The sequence below is a fragment of the Reichenbachiella agariperforans genome (assembly GCF_900142205.1).
In the GTDB taxonomy this organism is placed as follows: Bacteria; Bacteroidota; Bacteroidia; order Cytophagales; family Cyclobacteriaceae; genus Reichenbachiella; species Reichenbachiella agariperforans.
In genome coordinates this window covers 1,113,032-1,132,054 of sequence record NZ_FRAA01000001.1, presented here as the reverse complement: position 1 = coordinate 1,132,054, position 19,023 = coordinate 1,113,032, and the positions used below count along the sequence as shown (strand labels likewise).

The following is a 19,023-nucleotide window of genomic DNA, read 5'->3' as shown; positions in this document are numbered from 1 at the left end:
TTGACTTCTTGATAATCTCTAAGCTTTAGATAATACAGAATTCATTTAAAACTAACGAATGTTAGTTTTAAATGAAACACTAATTTCATCAAACGTTTTAATGTTGCTTAATTAGTCAATGAGCGTCAGAGATAGTTAAAGAGAGAGAGCTTGTTTAAAACAAGTTAGATAGCTTAGTGGCTATACTAATGTCTCCTTCTACTTTAATCTTCCCCATCATAAATGCCCCCATGGCATTCATTTCTCCATTCATTAACTTATTGAAGTTTTCAAGAGTTAATTTGACTGTGCAGTCAGCATAGTCATCATTGTTGGTAACCTGTGTCGGATTGGAACTATCATCAAGAAAAATCACCCCCTCATCAAACCTAAATTTGATTTTTTTACCAATACTCCCACTTTTTTTATCTGCTAAAGAAGCTACTTTTTGGGTTGTCTCTTCTAAGTTCATATGGGTTCTTGCTGTTGATTAATGATTTTAATTTCAAATAGTTTTGGCCACCATTTGCCAGTAATATAATACGTTTTGTTTAAAGGATTGAAAGCAATTCCGTTTAATACATCAATCTCTTGATTAATGTCTTGGTTCTGTAATATGCCAGATAGGTTAAGTACAGCTTCTGCTTTTCCAGAATGAGGATCAATGATGTAGATATTGTCAGTTTGGTATCTATTGGCATAGATTTTTCCATTGATATATTCTAATTCATTTAAGTAATCGATTTTACCTTTATGATCATATACTTCCAGTATTTTGAGATCTGAAAACCCATTGGGGTCTTTGAAGTATATCCGGTGCGAGCCATCGCTCATCAGTAAAGTATCGGAGTTCAGCGTAGCAAGACCCCAACCTTCAGTATTGTAATGGAATGTGCCGAGCATTTCGAAATCCTTTTTGTTAAAGATGAATCCTTGTTTAGCTTGCCAGGTTAGCATGTACATGCTGTCTCCTTTTATAGTAATCCCCTCTCCAAAATACTGGTATTCCAGTTCTTTGTTTTGAAGTGTCTTTCCTGTTTTTAAATCAACCTTTCGGAGACTAGAGGCTCCTTTTTGTCCTGTACTTTCATAAAGTGCGCCTTCTTCCTGTGTTAGTCCCTGAGTGTATGCTTTCGGGTCATGTGGGTAGCTATTGATTACGTGGTAAGAGAGTTGTTCTGGTGCGGAATCTGCTAAGAATGTCAGGTTGACAATTTGACGTTCAATAGTTTGGTTACTTAGGTGTAGCGTAAGTATGATGGAGTGTGTTCCAGTCTTGAAGTTGTCTGATCCCCATGTCGCTCTACTTTTGTTTTTGGATGTAAACAAGGTTTTTCGATCCGAGGTGGCTATAATAGAGTCAATCGAAATACTCGTATCCTCCATCGAAAAATCAAAAGTAACAGTGTCTTTTAGATGAAAACGGCTGTTGTTTTTGGGGGAGGTTATTTTGCTGATTTGCTTTTTGCGCGGAGAGGTGGCTGTTTGTTTCTTCTCTGGTGATTCGCATGAGAAGATCACTACTAGGAATGCAATAAGGGTAAGAGACTGATGAATTTTCATTTCTACTGTTTGTGCAATGATAGTAGCTAATGGATATATTTAGAACTTATGTTTATTCAGATTTTTATTAAAACAAAAGAAAATCTCACCAGCGACAGTTGGTGAGATTGTATATTTTGTGTAAAAACGCTTAACCTTCCTTTTTGTTGAATGTTAGTCTCATCAAATAAGGTACAGTCAATCCTTGATAAAGCACAGAACAGACGACTACGGTATAGGTCATGGTAATCAGCACTTCTTTTCCTTCGAATTCTGGTAGCGACAGTGATAGAGCGATGGGGATCCCGCCTCGCAATCCGCCCCACGCCAGTACATTGATAGAATTGCCTTCCATCTTTCTAAAAGTACTCATAGCAGAGATAGGAATACCGACGCTAACATACCTAGCAAATAGAACGATGATGAAAGCAAATAGCCCCGCAGCGAAGTAGTCAAATCTTAGAGGTATGATCAACATCTCCAAACCAATAAGTACAAAGAGCATAGCATTGAGTGTCTCCTCTATTAGATACCAAAATTTGAATACGTAATCGCCTGCAGCACTCGTGACATGACCACTTTTTCCTTCATTTCCAATCACTAAACCCATGATTACGACCGCTTGCTTAGCCGATACATGCGTGAATTCGGCGAGTTGAGTTCCTGCCATGACCAAGGCAAGCGTCATCAATACCTCTACTTCTACTTCGTCATTGTCGATGTATTTGAGTAATCGGTAACCTAAGTAGCCTAAGAACAAACCAATCACGATTCCTCCAACGATATCAGTACCAAATACCCATAGTATGTCAACGATTCCAATATAGTGATCCTCTGTAGAGTGTGCTAAATCTAACAGGGTCAAAGCGACAACTACCGCAATACCGTCATTGAATAAGGATTCGCCTGCGATACGGGTTTCTAGATTTTTGGATAAGTTATATTTTCTGATCGTAGATGTAACGGCGATTGGATCGGTAGGAGAGATAAGTGCCCCAAATACCAAGCAGTACATGATGTCTAGGTCAAGACCTATCCATTGTAGTAAATAAAATACACCTATACCAACGACTGTAGTGGAAATGATGACACCAACTAGTGCCAGAATGAGTACTGGGGTGCGTTCTTCGGCAAGTTTTTTGAAATCAATCTGTAGTGCTCCGGCGAAAAGCATAAAGCTAAGAACCAGTTGATAGAGGACTTCATGATAGTCATAGTCCTTCAGAATTCGCTCCGTTCCTAGTTTGAATTCAGGGATTAATTCGTTGAGTACCAACATTGCAAGCGACAATCCCAAAGCCAAAATCATTAGCCCAACAGAAGATGGGAGCTTGAGGTAGTAGGTGTTGATGTAGATAAAAACCCCTGCGAGGAATATGAACAGGGCAAGAATATCTAATATTTGCATAATGTTGTTTTAAGAATTTTCGTAATAGTGGTGGTCAAAATTCTTCTGCTACAATATTAATACAATTCAACTATAAAATTACGTACGGTGTGGAGTAAAAAACTGTAAATATATCAATGCGATCTTGAATCAGTATCATTTGATAAGAGGTACGTATACTACCATTAAAAGTAGATTTTATTCTGTGCTATGATGCTTAGTTAAGATGGCTTTATACCTGAGGTATGAAATAGTAACAATGGTAAGAGAAAAAATCAGGAATACAGTTAACATGGTTTTTGGTTTTAGGTGAATATAGATCAGGAGTTGCTTCCTTTTCTTGGGTTAAAACTAAACCGAGAGCCATTCAATGGTAAATTAATTCGATCAAGGGAGAGTCCAAATAGATGAATCGATCGATGAAGGATTACAAAAGATCAATGATAGATTTTCAGAGATGAAACGACTATTGACAGTCTCTTAAGGCTTTCGAAACTACTTTAGGCCTGATTATGCCTCTTCTTTTTCCCCATTTTTGATCGATATAAGTGACAATCTCTGCAATTTCTAGTGCGGTTAGTCTGGTATTACCAGGCATGTCCTTATCGAAATGGATGTTTTGTATAGTCATTGCACCCGTCAATCCATATTTGATCCCACAGATTACCTGCGTTAGATTTGTACTTAGGTAGGTAGAGTCAATAGGAGGGATAAGTTTCCCTAGACCACTGCCGTCGGCCTGATGGCAGTTGGTGCAGTGGGCCTTGTATAGTTCACTTCCCTGATAGGTGTACTGCTGCAGCTTGATTTCTTCTTTTCTGTTTTCACTGCAGGATAGTATGAATAGGCCAAGGCAGATGATAAATGAGCTATTTTTTACCAAATTCTTCATCTAATAGTATATCAATATCAATAATCAGTTGGTCTACCTGTTCTTTCATGGTTCCATCATATACTCCTCTGATTTGACGATTGGTATCGACGAGTAAGAATGCACCGCTATGAATATAGCCACCAGGAGCATCTTCGTCTGCACCTGCAGTGACCATATAGCTTTTTTCACCTAGTTGATAGATTTCGTCTTGATCACCTGTTAGAAAATGCCACTTGTCACTGATCACGCCTAGCGCATCGCTGTAGTCAGACAAGACGTTTACATTGTCATAAGTAGGGTCAATGCTATGTGATACGATCATAATTCTATCATCCTCTAGATACCTCTCATACACACGCAATAGTTGTTTCTTCATTACAGGGCATATTGTCGGGCAGGATGTGAAGAAAAAGTCCGCGACATAAATTTTACCAGCGAGAGATGAATTGGTAATCTGTAGACTGTCTTGATTGAGTAGTGAAAAGTCTGCGATTTTGTGTGAAATGGTATCTATTACGGTTTGGTTCTCTATTACTTGGGTAGTGATTGTAGGTCTACCTAGGATAGGCAGTTCTTTTTTTTTGGTCTCACATGAGAAAAACAAAAGCCAAGCAGCCAAAAAGCTGTATCGAGAGAAGGGCAACAGGTTAATCATCTTTTTTTACGGTTTTATATAATTTGATTCCGAGCATTAGTATTACACTAAGACCGATTAGCCCAACTACGCCCCAGATCCAGTTTAATGAGTTTTTTAAGATTACCACGTACACGATCGAGAATAAAAATAAAGTGGCTATTTCATTCCATATTCGGTATTGTTTAGAGCTGTATTTAAAGACGCCCTTGGTCATTTGGTTATGTAATCGCCCACAAATGATGTGATATGTATAGAGACCGACTAGTAGCGTGAGCTTAACATGAAACCAAGGTTGTTGCCAGTAATTCATTAAATAAGCCAACCATCCACCCAGAAAAAGCGTTATGACAGCAGATGGCATAGTGATGATATACCATAGCCGTGACTGCATAAGTAGTAGCTGTTTGGTAAGGATAGATTTTTCTGGCTCAGCTTTTGCATTCGCTTCTGTCGAATAGATGAAGAGTCTGACCATATAAAATAGTCCAGCAAACCATGTAACTACAAAAATAATGTGTGTGGCTTTGAGATATAGGTATATCATGGCGAAGTAATCTTTGGCAAATATAGAGTTCAAAGGAAGTTTTACTTGCTAGTAAGGATGGCAAATGTAGGACAAAAGGGGGATTCGACTAGAATAAATTTTGTTAAGGACATTTAACCGAAAAAAATATGATTATCGAGAAAAACATAGGAAACAGCAATGATTTGCTTACAGGATTTAGAAACACAGCAGAAATGGTAACGGAAGACGCTTTGTCAAATGTAGCATCCATCACAAAGGAGTTTTCAAAGGATGAGCTGGTTTATGAGAACGGTCATGTATCTGATAAGATATACTTGATCGAGGAGGGAAGTGTGAAGATCGCAAAGACGGATTCTTCTGGTAAGGAAGTAGTCAAGGCGATATTAAATACTGGAAATGTATTTGGAGAAAAGGCATTGTCAGGCGATCGTGTCAGAGCGGAGTATGCTCAAGTAGTCACCGCAGACACCCGTGTGAAAGTATTTATGGTCGAGGATGTACTTCAAGCCTCTCGTCAAAATGCTCAACTCAACCAAAAGGTGATTGATATATTGGCGAAGAAATTAGAGGGGTTAGAAAAGCGTTTGGAATCCATCACCTCTAAAGATTCAAGAACCAGAGTGGTAGATTTCTTAAGAGACTTGGCACTGGAGAATGGTCAGAAAGTAGGTTTTGAAACCTTGATCAAAAATAATTTTACTCACAAAGATATCGCTAGCCTGACGGGTACTTCTCGCCAGACGGTAACGACTACTTTGAATCATCTCAAAGAGAAAAATATCATCAACTTCGATAGAAGAAGGATATTGATTAGAGATATGGATTTATTGGTGTAAAGAAGAAGTTATTTCTTCTTCTTTACTGTTCCACGTTTCTTTTCAGGAGCTTTTTTCTCGAGTTCTACACAGTCTTCATAAGTCAAAGCCTGAGGATCGGTATCCTTAGGTATTTTGACGTTTTTCTTACCAAACTTGATGTAGGGACCCCATCGTCCATTTAGTACTTGTACATCAGGGTTTTCATCAAATGACTTAATGTGCTTTTCTGCGTCTGCCTTTCTTTTGGCCAAGATGAGTTCTATAGACTCGTCAGCAGTGATTTGCAAGGGGTCTACTTCTTTAGGAATAGAAACGAACTTGCCATCATGCCTGATGTATGGTCCAAATCGACCAATTGCAGCAGTCATCACTTTATCTTCAAACTCACCGACTTGTCTAGGGAGTTTAAATAGTTCAAGCGCATCTTCTAGCGTCAAACTTTCCAAGAATTGACCTTTTCGTAGACTGGCATATTTTGGTTTTTCTGCATCCTCGTCATCGCTCATGTCGCCGAGCTGAACCATAGCGCCAAACCGACCCAATCTAGCGTAGATAGGTAGTCCAGTTTTAGGGTCATTTCCTAGCTCTCTGGTAGTGCCAATTTCCGAACGTTCTATTTTTTCGGTTGTTTCTACTTTGCTATGGAAGTCACCATAGAATGCAGCGATCATACTGTTCCATGTCTTGGTTCCGTTCGAAATCTCATCAAATTCCTTTTCTACATTCGCAGTAAAAGAGAAGTCGATGACGTTTGGAAAATGTTCTACTAGGAAGTCATTGACCACCATGGCAGTGTTGGTAGGGAAAAGTTTGTTTTTCTCTGCACCAGTGATCTCCGTGTTTTCTGTGGTTTTGACTTTGTCACTCTTTAGGATGATTTCCTTGTATTTTCTTTCATGTCCATCACGAGCTTCTTTGATGACATAGTTTCTTTTTTGAACAGTAGAGATCGTCGGTGCATAAGTAGACGGTCTGCCAATGCCCATTTCTTCTAGTTTTTTCACTAAACTAGCCTCTGTATATCTAGCGGGGTGACGTGTAAATCCTTCTTTGGCGATGAGTTGCTGTAGTGCTAAGTCTTGACCGACGGTTAGTGGAGGTAGCATTCCTTTTTGTTCAGTCTCAGTAGTTTCATCATCATCGTCTGACTCGACGTAGACTTTTAGGAAACCTTCGAATTTAATCACTTCTCCAGAGGCTTTTAATAACTCTGGTCTAGATGAAACCGTGATGCTAGCGACGGTTTTTTCTATCTGAGCATCTGACATTTGGGAAGCGATTGCGCGCTTCCAAATCAGATCGTACAGTCTCTTTTCGCTATCATCAGCCCCTGTACTATGAAGTGCGAAGCTAGTAGGACGGATAGCTTCGTGAGCTTCCTGTGCGGAAGAGTTTTTGGTTTTATATTTTCTGGGATTGGAAAAGCTATCGCCATAACTCGATTTGATCTCCTCTTTGGCGGCTGTCATCGCCTCATCTGATAGGTTTAGGGAGTCTGTTCTCATGTAGGAGATTTTACCTCCTTCGTATAGTTTTTGTGCTACACTCATGGTTCTAGAGACCGAAAAACCTAGTTTTCTACTGGCTTCTTGCTGTAGTGTAGAAGTCGTAAAGGGAGGAGCAGGTGATTTCTTTCCTGGTTTTTTTTCTAGGTTTTCGATTTTGAAATCTGCACCGACACAGTCGTCTACAAATTGTTTGGCTTCTGCTTCGGTTTTGAACTTGCTAGGCAGCTCTGCTACTAATGTTTTGCCTTGGTCTAGGTCGAAGAATGCACTGATTTTATAGGACGAAACGGCGGTGAATTTATCGATTTCACGTTCTCTGTCGACCACTAACCTAACAGCGACTGACTGCACGCGACCTGCCGATAGACCTGTTTTGATTTTCTTCCAAAGGATAGGGGATAGCTCGAAACCTACCAGCCTGTCCAGCACTCTACGTGCTTGCTGTGCGTGTACGAGATCGATATCTATACCGCGAGGATGATCTATCGCTTGTGTAATCGCATTCTTGGTGATCTCTCGGAATACAATTCGTTTGGTGTTGTCGTCCTTGAGCTTCAGAGCCTCTTTCAAGTGCCATGATATTGCTTCTCCCTCACGGTCATCATCACTCGCTAGGTAGACTATGTCAGCCTCCTTACTCAGCTTCTTTAAATCCCGAATGACGTCTTTTTTGTCTTTGGATACTTCGTAGGTGGGCGCAAAACCGTTTTCTACATCTATGGCATTGTTGCCTTTTTGTAAATCTCGAACATGACCATAGCTAGAAGTTACTTTGTAATCCTTACCCAAATATCCTTCGATTGTTTTTGCCTTTGCAGGTGACTCTACTATTACTAGGTTCATTCGAAATGAAAGGTTTAAATGTGAAAGCGTCAAAGTTCAATAAAAAAAATTGATTTAAGCAAATACAAAAAATAGATTTCTGAATAAATTACCCCCCACCTAAAAATCGATGATTCACATGAGTAAGGAACTATTTTTGATTAGACATGCAGAGGCTGATGCCAACAATTTTGACATAAAGGATATCGATCGACCGCTTACGGCTGATGGAGAAATCGTTGCATCCAAAGTGGGAAGGTTCCTGAAAGGACAAGCAAAATCGCCAGATGCTATTCTAGCGAGTAGCGCATTGAGAACACGGCAGACAAGTGGATTTTTGGTGGAGCAAATAGATTTTGACCCTAGTAAAATTCAGGTATTAGATGATCTATACGAAGCGTCTACGCGGATCTTGCTCAAGGCAATCAATGAACTAGGTAATCACCTCCACACCGTAGTGATGGTCGCGCACAATCCTGCCATCAGTTTTTTGGCAGAATATCTCACGGGTGATATCATTGGTAATGTCTCACCAGCTGGAATCGTACATTTAAAGTATGACGGGGGATGGGATGAATTCTCGAAAGGCAATGTTGAGCTGGTCGAATACACAAGTGCAAAGGAATTAGAATAAATGTCAGAAAAGTTAGGGAGTTACGACCCAAGTGCCCCGGGTAAACAGGGTACTTTGTTTGGGTTGCCATTTGATCAATCGTCAGCAGAAGTAGTAGTCTATCCTGTGCCTTGGGAAGTCACAGTATCATACAATCGTGGGACAGCATATGGTCCATTGTCTATTCTCGAAGCATCAGCTCAGCTAGATCTCGAAGTGCCCAACCAAGAAGCGCCTTGGAAGCGTGGCATATGGATGCGTCCGATCGAAGGAAAAGTCAAAGCAAAGAGCGATATGTTGCGGTCGAAAATCGAACCTTACATTGCTTTTCTCGAAGGGGAAGCGGAGTCTTTCGATGGTGAAGAATTGTTAGCAAAGGTCAATAAGGCGACAGAGTCACTTCGCCTAAAGATAAAATCAGAGACTCTAGAACTACTGTCTGAGGGGAAATCCATAGGTTTATTGGGGGGGGACCATAGTTGCCCTTTAGGATACATGGATGCGTTAGCAGAGCGGTACGATGATTTTGGGATACTGCAGATCGATGCACACATGGATTTGCGGGATGCTTATGAAGGGTTTATCCATTCTCATGCTTCGATCATGTACAATGCACTGAAAAATCCCCAAATATCCAAATTGGTGCAGGTAGGGATTCGGGACTACTGTGAAGAGGAGTATGAACTAGTGCAGGAGAGTTCTGATCGGATAGTTGTTTTCTTTGATCAGGATATAAAAAATAAACTTTATGAAGGGGAAAGCTGGAAGATGCTCTGTGACGCTATGATAGCACAACTGCCTGATCATGTCTATGTCAGCTTTGATATAGATGGACTGAGACCTGAGCTATGTCCAGGAACAGGGACGCCAGTACCAGGCGGAATAGCTTATGAACAAGCCATTTATTTGCTCCAGTCATTGAAGAATAGTGGACGGAAGATAATAGGATTTGATCTATGTGAAGTAGCTCCTCAAAAGTTCGATCAGCAGTGGAATGCCAATGTAGGAGCTCGATTGCTGTATCAACTCTGTGGTCTGATCGATTGATCTTATGAAATCAAGAATACTCGTCTTATTATTTATACTCGTGTCAATTGTATGCAGTCTAAGAGCACAAGACTTAGCACTTCGTACTGTGGTTCAGCGAGGACACGAAGGAACCATACTTTGTGCGGCATTCAGTCCAGATGACCAGTGGGTGGTGACAGGCAGTGCTGACCAAACAGCCATTATCTGGGATAGTCAAACAGGGCGTCAGTTGCGTACGTTATCGGGGCATACGAAAGGAGTCACCGCTGTATCATTTCATCCGACAGATCAAGTCGTCGCAACAGCTGGTAATGATGGTCGAGTCATACTCTGGGATATGATCACTGGAGAAAATATACAGGAGATTGATTGGCAGAAGTGGATTAGCTCTATTGCTTTCTCGCCAGATGGGAAATCTATCCTCATTGGAGGGGGGCAGTATGTAGTGCAGTTGATCCAGCTAGACGATCCGAAGCAAATCACACCTTATAAAGTAGACAAGACACAGTATGGAGTGCAGGTCGCTTTTGACCCGCTGTCTGGTCACGTACTGACGGGCAATGATGACGGAAAACTAATCAAGTATGAGCTAGAGACAGGAGCACCGCTGGATACGCTGCGCAATATTACTGCAAGTAGCTGTGGAGGTTGTTTGACCTATTTTGATCAGAATGAACAGAATCAGGAGCTCGTCTCAGTTGCTCGGTCTGGGGCCTTGTCGCTGTGGGATATGAAAGGAATGCGACTCATCAAAACCTATGGGGAGTCTGACAATGATTATCTGTCTGTTGCTTTGAGCTCTAACAGCGTGTATGCATGTGACGAACACCAAATTGTGGCTTGGGACAAGGAGAAGGGAACGAAAAAGGTACTGAGTGAGAGTGGTGAAAAATTAGTAGGGATTGTATTGAGTAGTGATGAGACTAGGCTCATGTCCTTTGGAGAGGACCGTGTAGCAGGAATATGGGAGGCGACTTCTGGTCGTCAGATCGCTACGCTGAGCGGCTATCTCAATGCCGAGAATGATCGTGGTTTGGCTTTCAGCCGAAACTCCTACTGGCACTCAAATGTTAATAAATTTATTTCCATCCAGAATCGTGTAAAAATTAGTCCTGATGGGAAAACCATGATCAAGGGACATAATAACCATGAAGCATATCTTTGGGATACCGAAGGCGGTCGTGTCAAGTTGGAACTCAAAGGGCATGATAAAGTGGTCGTTGACTATGCTTTCACTCCCGATAGCAAGTATGTCTATACAGCAGGTGGAGACCGAGTGATTCGACTGTGGGATGTTACGACTGGCAAGGAGTTGCGGAGTTTTGAGGGACATATGGATCTCATTTTTACGCTGGTACTGAGTGACGATGGTAGATACCTGGTGTCGGGGAGCTGGGATGGGTCAGCGATCTTATGGGACACGGCTACTGGCGAGCGCATCAACCAATATCGTTTTTCGAATAGTTCACCATTCTCTTTGGCATTTGCGTATCGCGATCAGTACTTGTTGGTAGGGGGGCTTGGTCAGCAGCTTCAACTCATAGAGATAGATACAGGTACGCCCGTGATGGATTACATAGGACATCAGGATGTAGTGACTGATATAGAGGTCAAAGGGGAAGAGTTTTTGACGGCCAGTTTAGATGGTCGGATCAAAAGATGGGAGCTCAAGACAGGTTTTCAGTCCCAAAAGTACATCGGTCATGAGGGAGCAGTATATGATGTGTGCTATGATAGTCATGGTCAGTACTTGTTGTCGGGAGGTACGGATCGCATAGTTAGGCTGTGGGATTTGAAATCTGGAAAGGAGTTGAAGCAATTGATCGGCCACAAGGGAGCGATTACTGGTGTGGCATTTATTCATGATGATCGTGTGATTGTCAGTAGTAGTTTGGATGGCACGACACGATATTGGGATGTGGAAAGTGGGAACGAAATTGCTTCACACGTGTTTTTGGGACCAAACGACTGGTTGACGAAATCGGTAAACGGCTATTTTGATGCGACTGAGGGGGCAAAGCAAAACATCTTTTTTGTCAGAGGATTGGAGAGTTTTACTTTGGATCAGTTCTTCGAAGATTTTTATCGTCCAGATATTCTAGGAGAGTCCTTAAGGCTGGGTGCTTCATTTCATTATGATTCGGATCTAAAAAAGAAATTACAAGACTCGCCGCCTCCCAAGGTGGAGCTGGTGTCTCCCAAAGCAGGTGAGAAGATGACTGATCGAGATATCGATGTAGTCGTGAAGGTAACGAATGGAGGTGGAGGGATGGACGAAATTCGAGTGCTACACAATGGCAAGCGCATCATGGGCAAGGAGCGTGGGTTGAGTATGGAAGAAAAGTCTAAAAAGACGATTTACAAGCATGTTCCTGTTCGCTTGGTCTCTGGTAAGAATGTTCTGTCTGTCTCTGCATTTAGTGAGGAGAGGATAGAGTCGAGTGTGGTAGAGCAAGAGGTTTACTATGAAGGAGAGACGGAGAAGATTACGTGTCATGTGGTGACGATTGGCATCAATACCTACAAAAACCCGATTCTAAACCTCAACTATGCCAAGGAGGATGCAGAAGGTTTTCAAGATTTGATCAAGAAAAAGGGAAAAGAGCTGTATGATGAGCTCGTATATTATCCGCTCTATGATGAGGACGCTTCCAAAGAGAATATTCTCAGTCTACTGGATCAAGTGGCTGACCGTGCCAAGCCAGAAGATGTTCTGCTATTTTATTATGCAGGGCATGGGAGTACGGTAGAGGGTGATTTCTATTTTATTCCTACAGAAAATGTTCGTCTGTATGATCAGAAAAAGCTGAAGTCCCACGCCATTTATGCTGGAGAAATCCAACAGAAACTGGCCAATATCGCAGCACTAAAGCAGATGGTCGTATTGGATGCCTGTCAGTCGGGGAGTTCTACACAGCTGCTGGCGTCTCGTGGAGCGGAGGAGGAAAAAGCACTCGCCCAGCTGTCTAGGAGTACCGGAGTGCATATACTCGCAGCATCTGGGAGTGAGCAATATGCGACTGAGTTTGCAGAGCTAGGTCACGGACTGTTTACCTATGTGTTGCTGGAGGCATTGCAGGGCAAGGCTGATGGTGCACCACATGACGGTAAGGTTACCATCTATGAGCTCAAATCCTACCTAGATGATCAGGTGCCAGAGTATTCCATACAATTCAAGGGAAAACCGCAGTTTCCGGTGACTTACTCCAGAGGACAGGATTTCCCTATTGTAGTAGACTAATCATAGTATGATAGACAATCATTAAGTTAGAATGTAATTTCTTGTCCAGGATCGGTGAACAGGATCGCAGAAGGAAAGGCCTCATGCACTTTGTCCTCTGTTTTTTCGTCGTGTCCCATTGGGAGGTGCATACCGACTACTTTTTTAGCACCGATGTGTTTTTCTACAATCTCGGTACCAAATAGGTTTGTCAAAAACCAGAAGGGGACAATGGCCAAGTCTACCTCTTCATACACGAGACGAAGGTCATCAAAGTAGCGGACATCCATCTGAGTATCGGCAACATGGAGGACTTTTTTATTCCCGATTGTGATTAGAAATATTTGATTTTGGACTTTCCCGTATGCTCTGCCTGCGTGACGCGTATAGGCACTAGCGATCGTTATGTCGTCAATCATAGTTGTTTTCCAGCCCTTGGTCCATGGATAGGTAGCGATACGATCTGATACTTCGTCGTAAAACTGCGATTTGAGTTTCATACTGTCCACGGCTTGTGGGGTGGCGATCATTTTTGCGGACTTGTTTTCTCTCAAAAATGAGACATTGTTGACCGCATCAAAATGATCTCCGTGTGCATGGGTAATCAAATTTGCATTGATTTTGTCATACGGAGCTTTTCCCATTACGATCTTTTCCATGAGGTCATAATCAGGCGTATGGAACTTGCCCGTAGGGTCGTCAAACAATGCGTCTACGATAACTTTTTTGCCTTGATACTCGACGAGGATACCTTCATTACCGAGGTAAGTGACTTTTTGTGCATGGGCATACCCAATGGTAACCGTCAGCAATACAATAAACAGGGAGGATTTAATTGATAACATGCGGCTAATTTATTGGAGTTTGGTGATAGATGTAATACAACAAATCGTATTTTTTTATTTGTAATAGGTCTAAATAAAGACTACTTTTGCTGAACCATGCATTTGATACATCAGACAGAGAACGGACAGATCGTACAGGCAGACAAAGAAAACTGCTTTTACATGACCTATAAAGGTATGGAATACAAGATGAATGTCTGTTCTTTTATCGCTTTCAAGAGTAAAATAGATACCTATAATCTTGAGCTGATGCTAATGTCTGATGTCACTAAGAATGATTTAGAAATCATCCCACTATGCAACAAAGACCGCTTCTTGGTCTTGACACTCGAAGAAATGATCGAAGTGAAACATCTCGTACAGGGTGCTCTCGTCATGCTAGAGCTCAATAGCATCGTCCACCAGCGAATCAATAGAGCTAACCTAGTTTAAGCACTGCTATTCTTTGTCATTTCGATCTTATTTATAAAATAAGTCATATTTTATCTAGTAATATTATTATCCTCATCGTTTAGTATTTTTCTTTGCATCATGAAATCCAACAGGCAATTCAATGTCGTATGTGCATGGTAGATATTTGATATTTGATGAAAAAAGGTATTGTACTAGTAATCATGGTTGGTGTATTGTCATTGATCATCTATTTATTCTGGATAGAAGAATACCGTCATTTAATTCAAAATAAAAATAGTATGCCTGCATACTATTTGGAAAAATCCCCAGTTATTAGGCAGTATGGCATATCTATTAATGATAGACCCATATTCATTCATTTTTACAATCCCTCCTGTAAGTATTCTAAAGTTAATATTGAGCATTTGAAAGGCGTATTTCAATCATACACTGAGCAGATAGATTTCTACTTGGTGGTGACTGGCCAACAGGTGACTAACGGTAATTATTTGAAAGAAAAGTATCAATTACCATCGTCCATGAAAGTAATCATGGATCCTGATGGACAGTTGTCAAGGCTTTGTGGAGTGAACTCGACACCTCGTGCCGTGTTATTCGATACAGACTCGACACGCTATTTTGATGGTAATTACACCAGTGGGTTTACTTTTTGTGGTCCCGCTAATATTAAAAATTCAGCTCCAGCTGTGGCACTAGAATTTAAGTCAAAGGGTTATCAAGCCCCTCTTGTTCCAGTTGTTTCGGGTTTCGGGTGTGAGTTATGATCTGATGATAGTTGACAGTATTTAAATAAAGAAAGTATGAATTCTGAAATGTCTGTAGCTTTTGAAAAAGTAATTCAAAAGTCTGAAAACACGGTTTTATACCTTGTGTTTGGTTTGTTTTTGTTTGGTGTAGGGATCGCCTTTCAATATGATACCTGGTTGTTTGGGTTAGGTGTTGGTGGTTTGAACCTTCTGTTATGCTTGATGGTTCGGTTCTTTTTTTCTGGGACCTTTTTATTTAGAGCTACCACTGCTTCTGTGATGGCTATTTTTATGCTTCAATTCGTGGCACAGCTACACGGGCTGTTTGAGATGCACTTTTGGTTTTTTATTTTCCCAATCATATTGATTCACTTTAGAGATTGGCGAATTTATATTCCATTTGGACTGATCGTAACGGTACATCATGTGTTAATCTTTGGGTTGTATCTCGATGGGCAGCCTGAGTACATGAATTATCTATATGAGAGCTCAGATGTTGCAGTTTCTACTTTTTTGTACCACATGGGCTTGGCGGTATTGGGGTTGGTAGCGAGTGCTATATCTTCCTATAGATTGAAAAAGGAGACACTCAATAATATACAATCCAATATGGAGTTGAGTGCTCGCTTGGAAGAGATGGATAGAATGACACTGGATGTAAAGAAAATTGCGGCAGATATCACTACAAAACAGAACGATAGAGAGGAAAACCAGTCAACCAGCCAAATGTTGGCCTCATTGGGAGATGATTTTTCGAATGCTATTCATGGGCTTATTGATGAAACCAATTCAGTGGTTAATACGGTTGGCGTCAATGGAGATTTGAAATCACGAATGGCTATAGAAGGCAAAGCAGGTAACTGGAAGAAAATGGCGGAATCTATCAATCAGATGTTGGTATCTATCTCTGTCCCAGTTCTGAAGGTAACTGACATAGCTCAGTCTATGGCAAGTGGTGACTTGACGCAGCGCTACGATGTGGCATCACAGGGAGATGTGAAAATGCTTGCGGATCACTTGAATCAAGCCTTGGATAACTTGTCTGATCTATTGGTGCAGATCTCCAAGGATATCGCTTCTTTGGAGGAGAGATCAGAGATGATGCTACTTTCTGGTCAGGAAATGGAAGGCTCTACACACGAGATCGTAGGGGCTATAACACAAATGAGTAGTGGAGCGCAGCGCCAGTTGTCGAGTATAGAGAATATTTCTCAGGTATTGGAGCACACGCTGGATACCGCACGTGGCTTGGAAGGAAGAACCATGGAGGTGATGGAGTCTGCTAAACAGGGAACAGAAAATAGTGAACGAGGAAAAGAGATCGTACAGGCGGTTGTATCGGATATGGAAAAGATATCAGGCTACTCCCAAAACACCAAGGAGTCTATCGCGGTTCTCAATGACAGATCTACCGAAATATCCAGAGTACTAGGAGTCATCACAGATATATCCTCTCAGACGAACTTGCTCGCACTGAATGCTGCGATAGAGGCGGCTCAGGCTGGAGAGTCGGGTAGAGGGTTTGCGGTGGTAGCAGAGGAGATTAGAAAACTCGCTGAAGGATCGAGAAAGTCCGCTCAGGAGATCGAAAAGCTAGTCAGTGATGTGAAGCGAGATACTGAGAACGCGACCAAGGTGATCGACGAGATGAATATCAGCGTGACGAGTGGCGTGAGTTCATCACAGAAGACCGCAGAGGTATTTAATGTCATCACGGAGAGTTATCAGGCCTCATACAACTTATCTAAGCAGATCTTGGATGATTCGAAACTACAAGTCCAGAGTATGTCAGGAGCTGTCACTGATGTGGAGTCTGTGGTCGTGGTGGCTGAGCAAACTGCAGCGGGCACCGAAGAGGTGAATAGCTCTGCCACAGAACTATCGAACGGGATGGCTAATTACATGAACATTTCGAGACAGCTCAACAATATGGCGACAGAGTTGAAGAGGGGAATTGGTCGTTTCAAACTGAACTAATCGGGGCATAAACCCCTCTCTAACGTAGCTTTAACGAAACTTAGACTAGTTCTAAATATGTTTTGAATGAAACTATTACGGATTTATTTAGTTTCATTTGTTAAAGAAGTCGCACTAAAACGATAGAACGATGAAAGATTTATTAAGACAAAGAGTAGCCGTACAGGATAGCATCATAAAAAAACTAAACAATCAAGTAAAACTAGAAGCGCAGGCATCTGCCGCGTATCTAGCGATGGCGGCTTGGTGTGATCAGAATGCGTATGATCACAGTGCTAAGTTCTTCTATGAGCAAAGCAGCGAAGAGAGAGAGCACATGATGAAACTGTTTCACTATATCAGTGATATGGGAGGAATCGCAGTGTCTCCTGCTGTAGCGGGTTCGCAGAGCGAATTTTCTTCTTTGAAGGAAGTATTCGAAACTGCACTAGAGAATGAGATCAACGTGACTGAGTCTATCAACCAGATCGTCTCAGACTGTCGCAAGAACAATGACTTTGCTACCGAGAATTTCATGCAGTGGTTCGTCAAAGAACAGGTAGAGGAAGAGTTCGTAATCAGACGAATCTTGGATTACTTCGAGATGTTAGGCGAAGACCCTAAATCTCTACTCATGATCGACGAGCGTGTCGGTGGTGTGAGCTACGGCGAGTAACCAATTGCAAAATCAAGGAATAAAAAAAGGGACTCATTTGAGTCCCTTTTTTTATTCCTTGATGTACGCTCTTGCAACCCGTAGGTATGAGAATCGCACTGTCCAGTCTTAATTTTTCAACCCAACTATGAAGCATCAAAAAGCGCTAAATTAGGACATCTGTGTTTGACATGTCAAACACAGGTGTCCTGAAAGCCCACTCAGTTGCTGTTTAATGCATATTATTAGATAATAAATGATGCTAAAGAAGAGTGCAGAGACAAGGGCTTATGAAGGGTAGTTTTCATGTTTGATAAGAAGGAGAATCTTTTCAAAGTGCTATCTTTTATGTCTTGAAAAGTCCAATTCGTTTGAGGTAGCTATTCGATTGTTTCATCGTCAGGCAGTAACCAGATTACTTGGTTTTTCGACTCGCTGATTTCTGGTTTTATACCCCGATGAGCGTATGGTTTAGGGTGTATATTGTACTGATGGGAGCATACCCAAAAAGGTAAGCTTACTAGGAGCATAAGGTAAGGCAACACACACCTCAACTAAAGCTTACTTGGAGCCAATGGTAAGGCAACATAGACCTCAACTAAAGCTTACTTGGAACCAATGGTAAGGCAAGCTTTGGGTTGTGTCAGTAGCCCATCGAGAAGAGTTACATTATTAGCGTATTAATAAAACGGATACAGCCCGGGTAACAATTGTGTAAAGACCACTAGGGAAGTGGGATTTGGGTGGTTGTTATCATCAATTTTGTGTCAAATATTTCATTTATCTTTGAATATGGCAACAGTAGGAGCCAAATACAAAACAAGATTAATTGATGAACGGCTCTCAAAGTAAACTGGTCTCCTCTGGCTCAAGGAAGCTACAAAGCAACTTGCCAAATTCCCTTACATTGGACGAACTACTGATATTGAAGGGGTTCGAATCAAAATCATAAGAGATTATCTTCTATTCTACGAGGTTACAGAATTCTCTATCGAAATACTTACCGTTTGGGACAGTAGACAAACCCCTAGTGAACTAAAAATAAGATGATAACATAGCTGTATAGATGCATGTGCGAACTGAGCATTTAGCCCGCTTCGGTGGAACGAACACCTGCATCTGCCGCGGACATGACCGCTCTACTCATAGCAAGATCAGTTTGCCACATCGGAAGATCGGCGGAATGCAGCTCTCATCCCGGAAGGACGAAAAAGAATATGACTCTGCCAAATGGATGAAAGACCTCATCCTGAAAGGCTGTAGGGAGAACCTGAGAATTTTGATTTTTAGAACTTCCGTGCTGTACAGCGCGTCACAGGTCTCTACAGCCCACCGCTAGTTTCTTTTGATACTTTGCCGACTTTGGACTATTTTGCTAGACCTAGACCGACGCAGCAACTAAGGTCTACTCTACTGAACCTATTAGGTGTCAGTAGCCCATCGAGAAGAATT

At 41.6% G+C, this 19,023-nt stretch carries 17 protein-coding genes and 1 pseudogene; 10 read left to right on the top strand and 8 right to left on the bottom strand.

Features of this window, described 5'->3' with window-relative positions; translation table 11 throughout:
* Positions 1 to 154: 154 nt before the first annotated feature.
* The 6 genes from BUB99_RS04345 to BUB99_RS04320 all read right to left on the bottom strand — a co-directional run bounded on the left by BUB99_RS04345 (position 155) and on the right by BUB99_RS04320 (position 4,963).
* Positions 155 to 451, bottom strand: coding sequence for an SCP2 sterol-binding domain-containing protein (locus BUB99_RS04345; RefSeq protein ID WP_073119715.1), 297 nt, complete (start codon positions 449 to 451; stop codon positions 155 to 157).
* Positions 448 to 1,542, bottom strand: a complete 1,095-nt coding sequence (locus BUB99_RS04340) for a glutaminyl-peptide cyclotransferase (protein WP_073119713.1) — start codon at positions 1,540 to 1,542, stop codon at positions 448 to 450. Before BUB99_RS04340 ends, BUB99_RS04345 begins: the two co-directional genes overlap by 4 nt.
* Positions 1,543 to 1,672: 130 nt before the next feature.
* Positions 1,673 to 2,929, bottom strand: coding sequence for a cation:proton antiporter (locus BUB99_RS04335; protein WP_073119712.1), 1,257 nt, complete (start codon positions 2,927 to 2,929; stop codon positions 1,673 to 1,675).
* Positions 2,930 to 3,374: 445 nt separating this feature from the next.
* Positions 3,375 to 3,800, bottom strand: a complete 426-nt coding sequence (locus BUB99_RS04330; RefSeq protein ID WP_073119709.1) for a c-type cytochrome — start codon at positions 3,798 to 3,800, stop codon at positions 3,375 to 3,377.
* Positions 3,778 to 4,437, bottom strand: coding sequence for an SCO family protein (locus BUB99_RS04325; RefSeq protein ID WP_073119707.1), 660 nt, complete (start codon positions 4,435 to 4,437; stop codon positions 3,778 to 3,780). Before BUB99_RS04325 ends, BUB99_RS04330 begins: the two co-directional genes overlap by 23 nt.
* Positions 4,430 to 4,963, bottom strand: a complete 534-nt coding sequence (locus BUB99_RS04320; protein WP_073119706.1) for a CopD family protein — start codon at positions 4,961 to 4,963, stop codon at positions 4,430 to 4,432. The genes BUB99_RS04325 and BUB99_RS04320 overlap by 8 nt, the downstream gene beginning before the upstream one ends.
* 128 nt (positions 4,964 to 5,091) lie before the next feature.
* On the opposite strand from BUB99_RS04320, the gene BUB99_RS04315 reads away from it, so the two are divergent.
* Positions 5,092 to 5,781, top strand: a complete 690-nt coding sequence (locus BUB99_RS04315; protein ID WP_084190338.1) for a Crp/Fnr family transcriptional regulator — start codon at positions 5,092 to 5,094, stop codon at positions 5,779 to 5,781.
* Positions 5,782 to 5,789: 8 nt separating this feature from the next.
* On the opposite strand, the gene topA is transcribed toward BUB99_RS04315, so the two are convergent.
* The gene (topA, locus tag BUB99_RS04310; protein WP_073119704.1) at positions 5,790 to 8,114 is read right to left on the bottom strand and encodes a type I DNA topoisomerase; all 2,325 of its coding nucleotides are present in this window, start codon (positions 8,112 to 8,114) and stop codon (positions 5,790 to 5,792) included.
* A 118-nt stretch (positions 8,115 to 8,232) separates the two neighbouring features.
* On the opposite strand from topA, the gene BUB99_RS04305 reads away from it, so the two are divergent.
* The 3 genes from BUB99_RS04305 to BUB99_RS04295 are packed head-to-tail and all read left to right on the top strand — an operon-like array spanning position 8,233 to position 12,976.
* A complete protein-coding gene (locus BUB99_RS04305; RefSeq protein ID WP_170863729.1) occupies positions 8,233 to 8,727 on the top strand; it encodes a SixA phosphatase family protein in 495 nt (164 codons plus the stop codon).
* On the top strand, positions 8,728 to 9,753 hold the full coding sequence (locus tag BUB99_RS04300) for an agmatinase family protein (protein ID WP_073119700.1): 1,026 nt from the start codon (positions 8,728 to 8,730) through the stop codon (positions 9,751 to 9,753). It begins immediately after the preceding gene.
* Between the two features lie 4 nt (positions 9,754 to 9,757).
* Positions 9,758 to 12,976: a caspase family protein gene (locus tag BUB99_RS04295; RefSeq protein ID WP_084190337.1), complete on the top strand. Its 3,219-nt coding sequence runs from the start codon at positions 9,758 to 9,760 to the stop codon at positions 12,974 to 12,976.
* A gap of 26 nt (positions 12,977 to 13,002) precedes the next feature.
* Here BUB99_RS04295 and BUB99_RS04290 read toward each other — a convergent pair whose 3' ends face one another.
* Positions 13,003 to 13,800, bottom strand: a complete 798-nt coding sequence (locus tag BUB99_RS04290) for an MBL fold metallo-hydrolase (RefSeq protein WP_084190336.1) — start codon at positions 13,798 to 13,800, stop codon at positions 13,003 to 13,005.
* A gap of 96 nt (positions 13,801 to 13,896) precedes the next feature.
* Between BUB99_RS04290 and BUB99_RS04285 the strand changes: the two genes are divergently transcribed.
* From BUB99_RS04285 to BUB99_RS20200, 6 genes and pseudogenes are all read left to right on the top strand, one after another.
* The gene (locus BUB99_RS04285) at positions 13,897 to 14,232 is read left to right on the top strand and encodes a hypothetical protein (RefSeq protein WP_073119695.1); all 336 of its coding nucleotides are present in this window, start codon (positions 13,897 to 13,899) and stop codon (positions 14,230 to 14,232) included.
* Between the two features lie 155 nt (positions 14,233 to 14,387).
* A complete protein-coding gene (locus BUB99_RS04280) occupies positions 14,388 to 14,978 on the top strand; it encodes a TlpA family protein disulfide reductase (RefSeq protein ID WP_073119693.1) in 591 nt (196 codons plus the stop codon).
* Positions 14,979 to 15,014: 36 nt separating this feature from the next.
* Positions 15,015 to 16,937: a methyl-accepting chemotaxis protein gene (locus tag BUB99_RS04275; protein WP_073119691.1), complete on the top strand. Its 1,923-nt coding sequence runs from the start codon at positions 15,015 to 15,017 to the stop codon at positions 16,935 to 16,937.
* Positions 16,938 to 17,067: 130 nt separating this feature from the next.
* A complete protein-coding gene (locus BUB99_RS04270) occupies positions 17,068 to 17,592 on the top strand; it encodes a ferritin (protein ID WP_073119689.1) in 525 nt (174 codons plus the stop codon).
* Between the two features lie 855 nt (positions 17,593 to 18,447).
* Positions 18,448 to 18,621: pseudogene (locus BUB99_RS20735) on the top strand (type II toxin-antitoxin system RelE/ParE family toxin); the annotation flags it as partial.
* 109 nt (positions 18,622 to 18,730) lie between these two features.
* On the top strand, positions 18,731 to 18,910 hold the full coding sequence (locus BUB99_RS20200; protein ID WP_139280891.1) for a hypothetical protein: 180 nt from the start codon (positions 18,731 to 18,733) through the stop codon (positions 18,908 to 18,910).
* The last annotated feature ends 113 nt before the right edge of the window (positions 18,911 to 19,023 follow it).

Bases quoted from the DNA above. Each gene is read 5' to 3' on its own strand.
- BUB99_RS04340 (WP_073119713.1), bottom strand. From the start codon at position 1,542: ATGAAAATTCATCAGTCTCTTACCCTTATTGCATTCCTAGTAGTGATC.
- BUB99_RS04270 (WP_073119689.1), top strand. From the start codon at position 17,068: ATGAAAGATTTATTAAGACAAAGAGTAGCCGTACAGGATAGCATCATA.
- BUB99_RS04305 (WP_170863729.1), top strand. From the start codon at position 8,233: ATGAGTAAGGAACTATTTTTGATTAGACATGCAGAGGCTGATGCCAAC.
- BUB99_RS04320 (WP_073119706.1), bottom strand. From the start codon at position 4,963: ATGATATACCTATATCTCAAAGCCACACACATTATTTTTGTAGTTACA.
- BUB99_RS04335 (WP_073119712.1), bottom strand. From the start codon at position 2,929: ATGCAAATATTAGATATTCTTGCCCTGTTCATATTCCTCGCAGGGGTT.
- BUB99_RS04280 (WP_073119693.1), top strand. From the start codon at position 14,388: ATGAAAAAAGGTATTGTACTAGTAATCATGGTTGGTGTATTGTCATTG.
- BUB99_RS04345 (WP_073119715.1), bottom strand. From the start codon at position 451: ATGAACTTAGAAGAGACAACCCAAAAAGTAGCTTCTTTAGCAGATAAA.
- BUB99_RS04295 (WP_084190337.1), top strand. From the start codon at position 9,758: ATGAAATCAAGAATACTCGTCTTATTATTTATACTCGTGTCAATTGTA.
- BUB99_RS04300 (WP_073119700.1), top strand. From the start codon at position 8,728: ATGTCAGAAAAGTTAGGGAGTTACGACCCAAGTGCCCCGGGTAAACAG.
- BUB99_RS04290 (WP_084190336.1), bottom strand. From the start codon at position 13,800: ATGTTATCAATTAAATCCTCCCTGTTTATTGTATTGCTGACGGTTACC.
- BUB99_RS04330 (WP_073119709.1), bottom strand. From the start codon at position 3,800: ATGAAGAATTTGGTAAAAAATAGCTCATTTATCATCTGCCTTGGCCTA.
- BUB99_RS04285 (WP_073119695.1), top strand. From the start codon at position 13,897: ATGCATTTGATACATCAGACAGAGAACGGACAGATCGTACAGGCAGAC.
- BUB99_RS04275 (WP_073119691.1), top strand. From the start codon at position 15,015: ATGAATTCTGAAATGTCTGTAGCTTTTGAAAAAGTAATTCAAAAGTCT.
- BUB99_RS04325 (WP_073119707.1), bottom strand. From the start codon at position 4,437: ATGATTAACCTGTTGCCCTTCTCTCGATACAGCTTTTTGGCTGCTTGG.
- BUB99_RS04315 (WP_084190338.1), top strand. From the start codon at position 5,092: ATGATTATCGAGAAAAACATAGGAAACAGCAATGATTTGCTTACAGGA.
- topA (WP_073119704.1), bottom strand. From the start codon at position 8,114: ATGAACCTAGTAATAGTAGAGTCACCTGCAAAGGCAAAAACAATCGAA.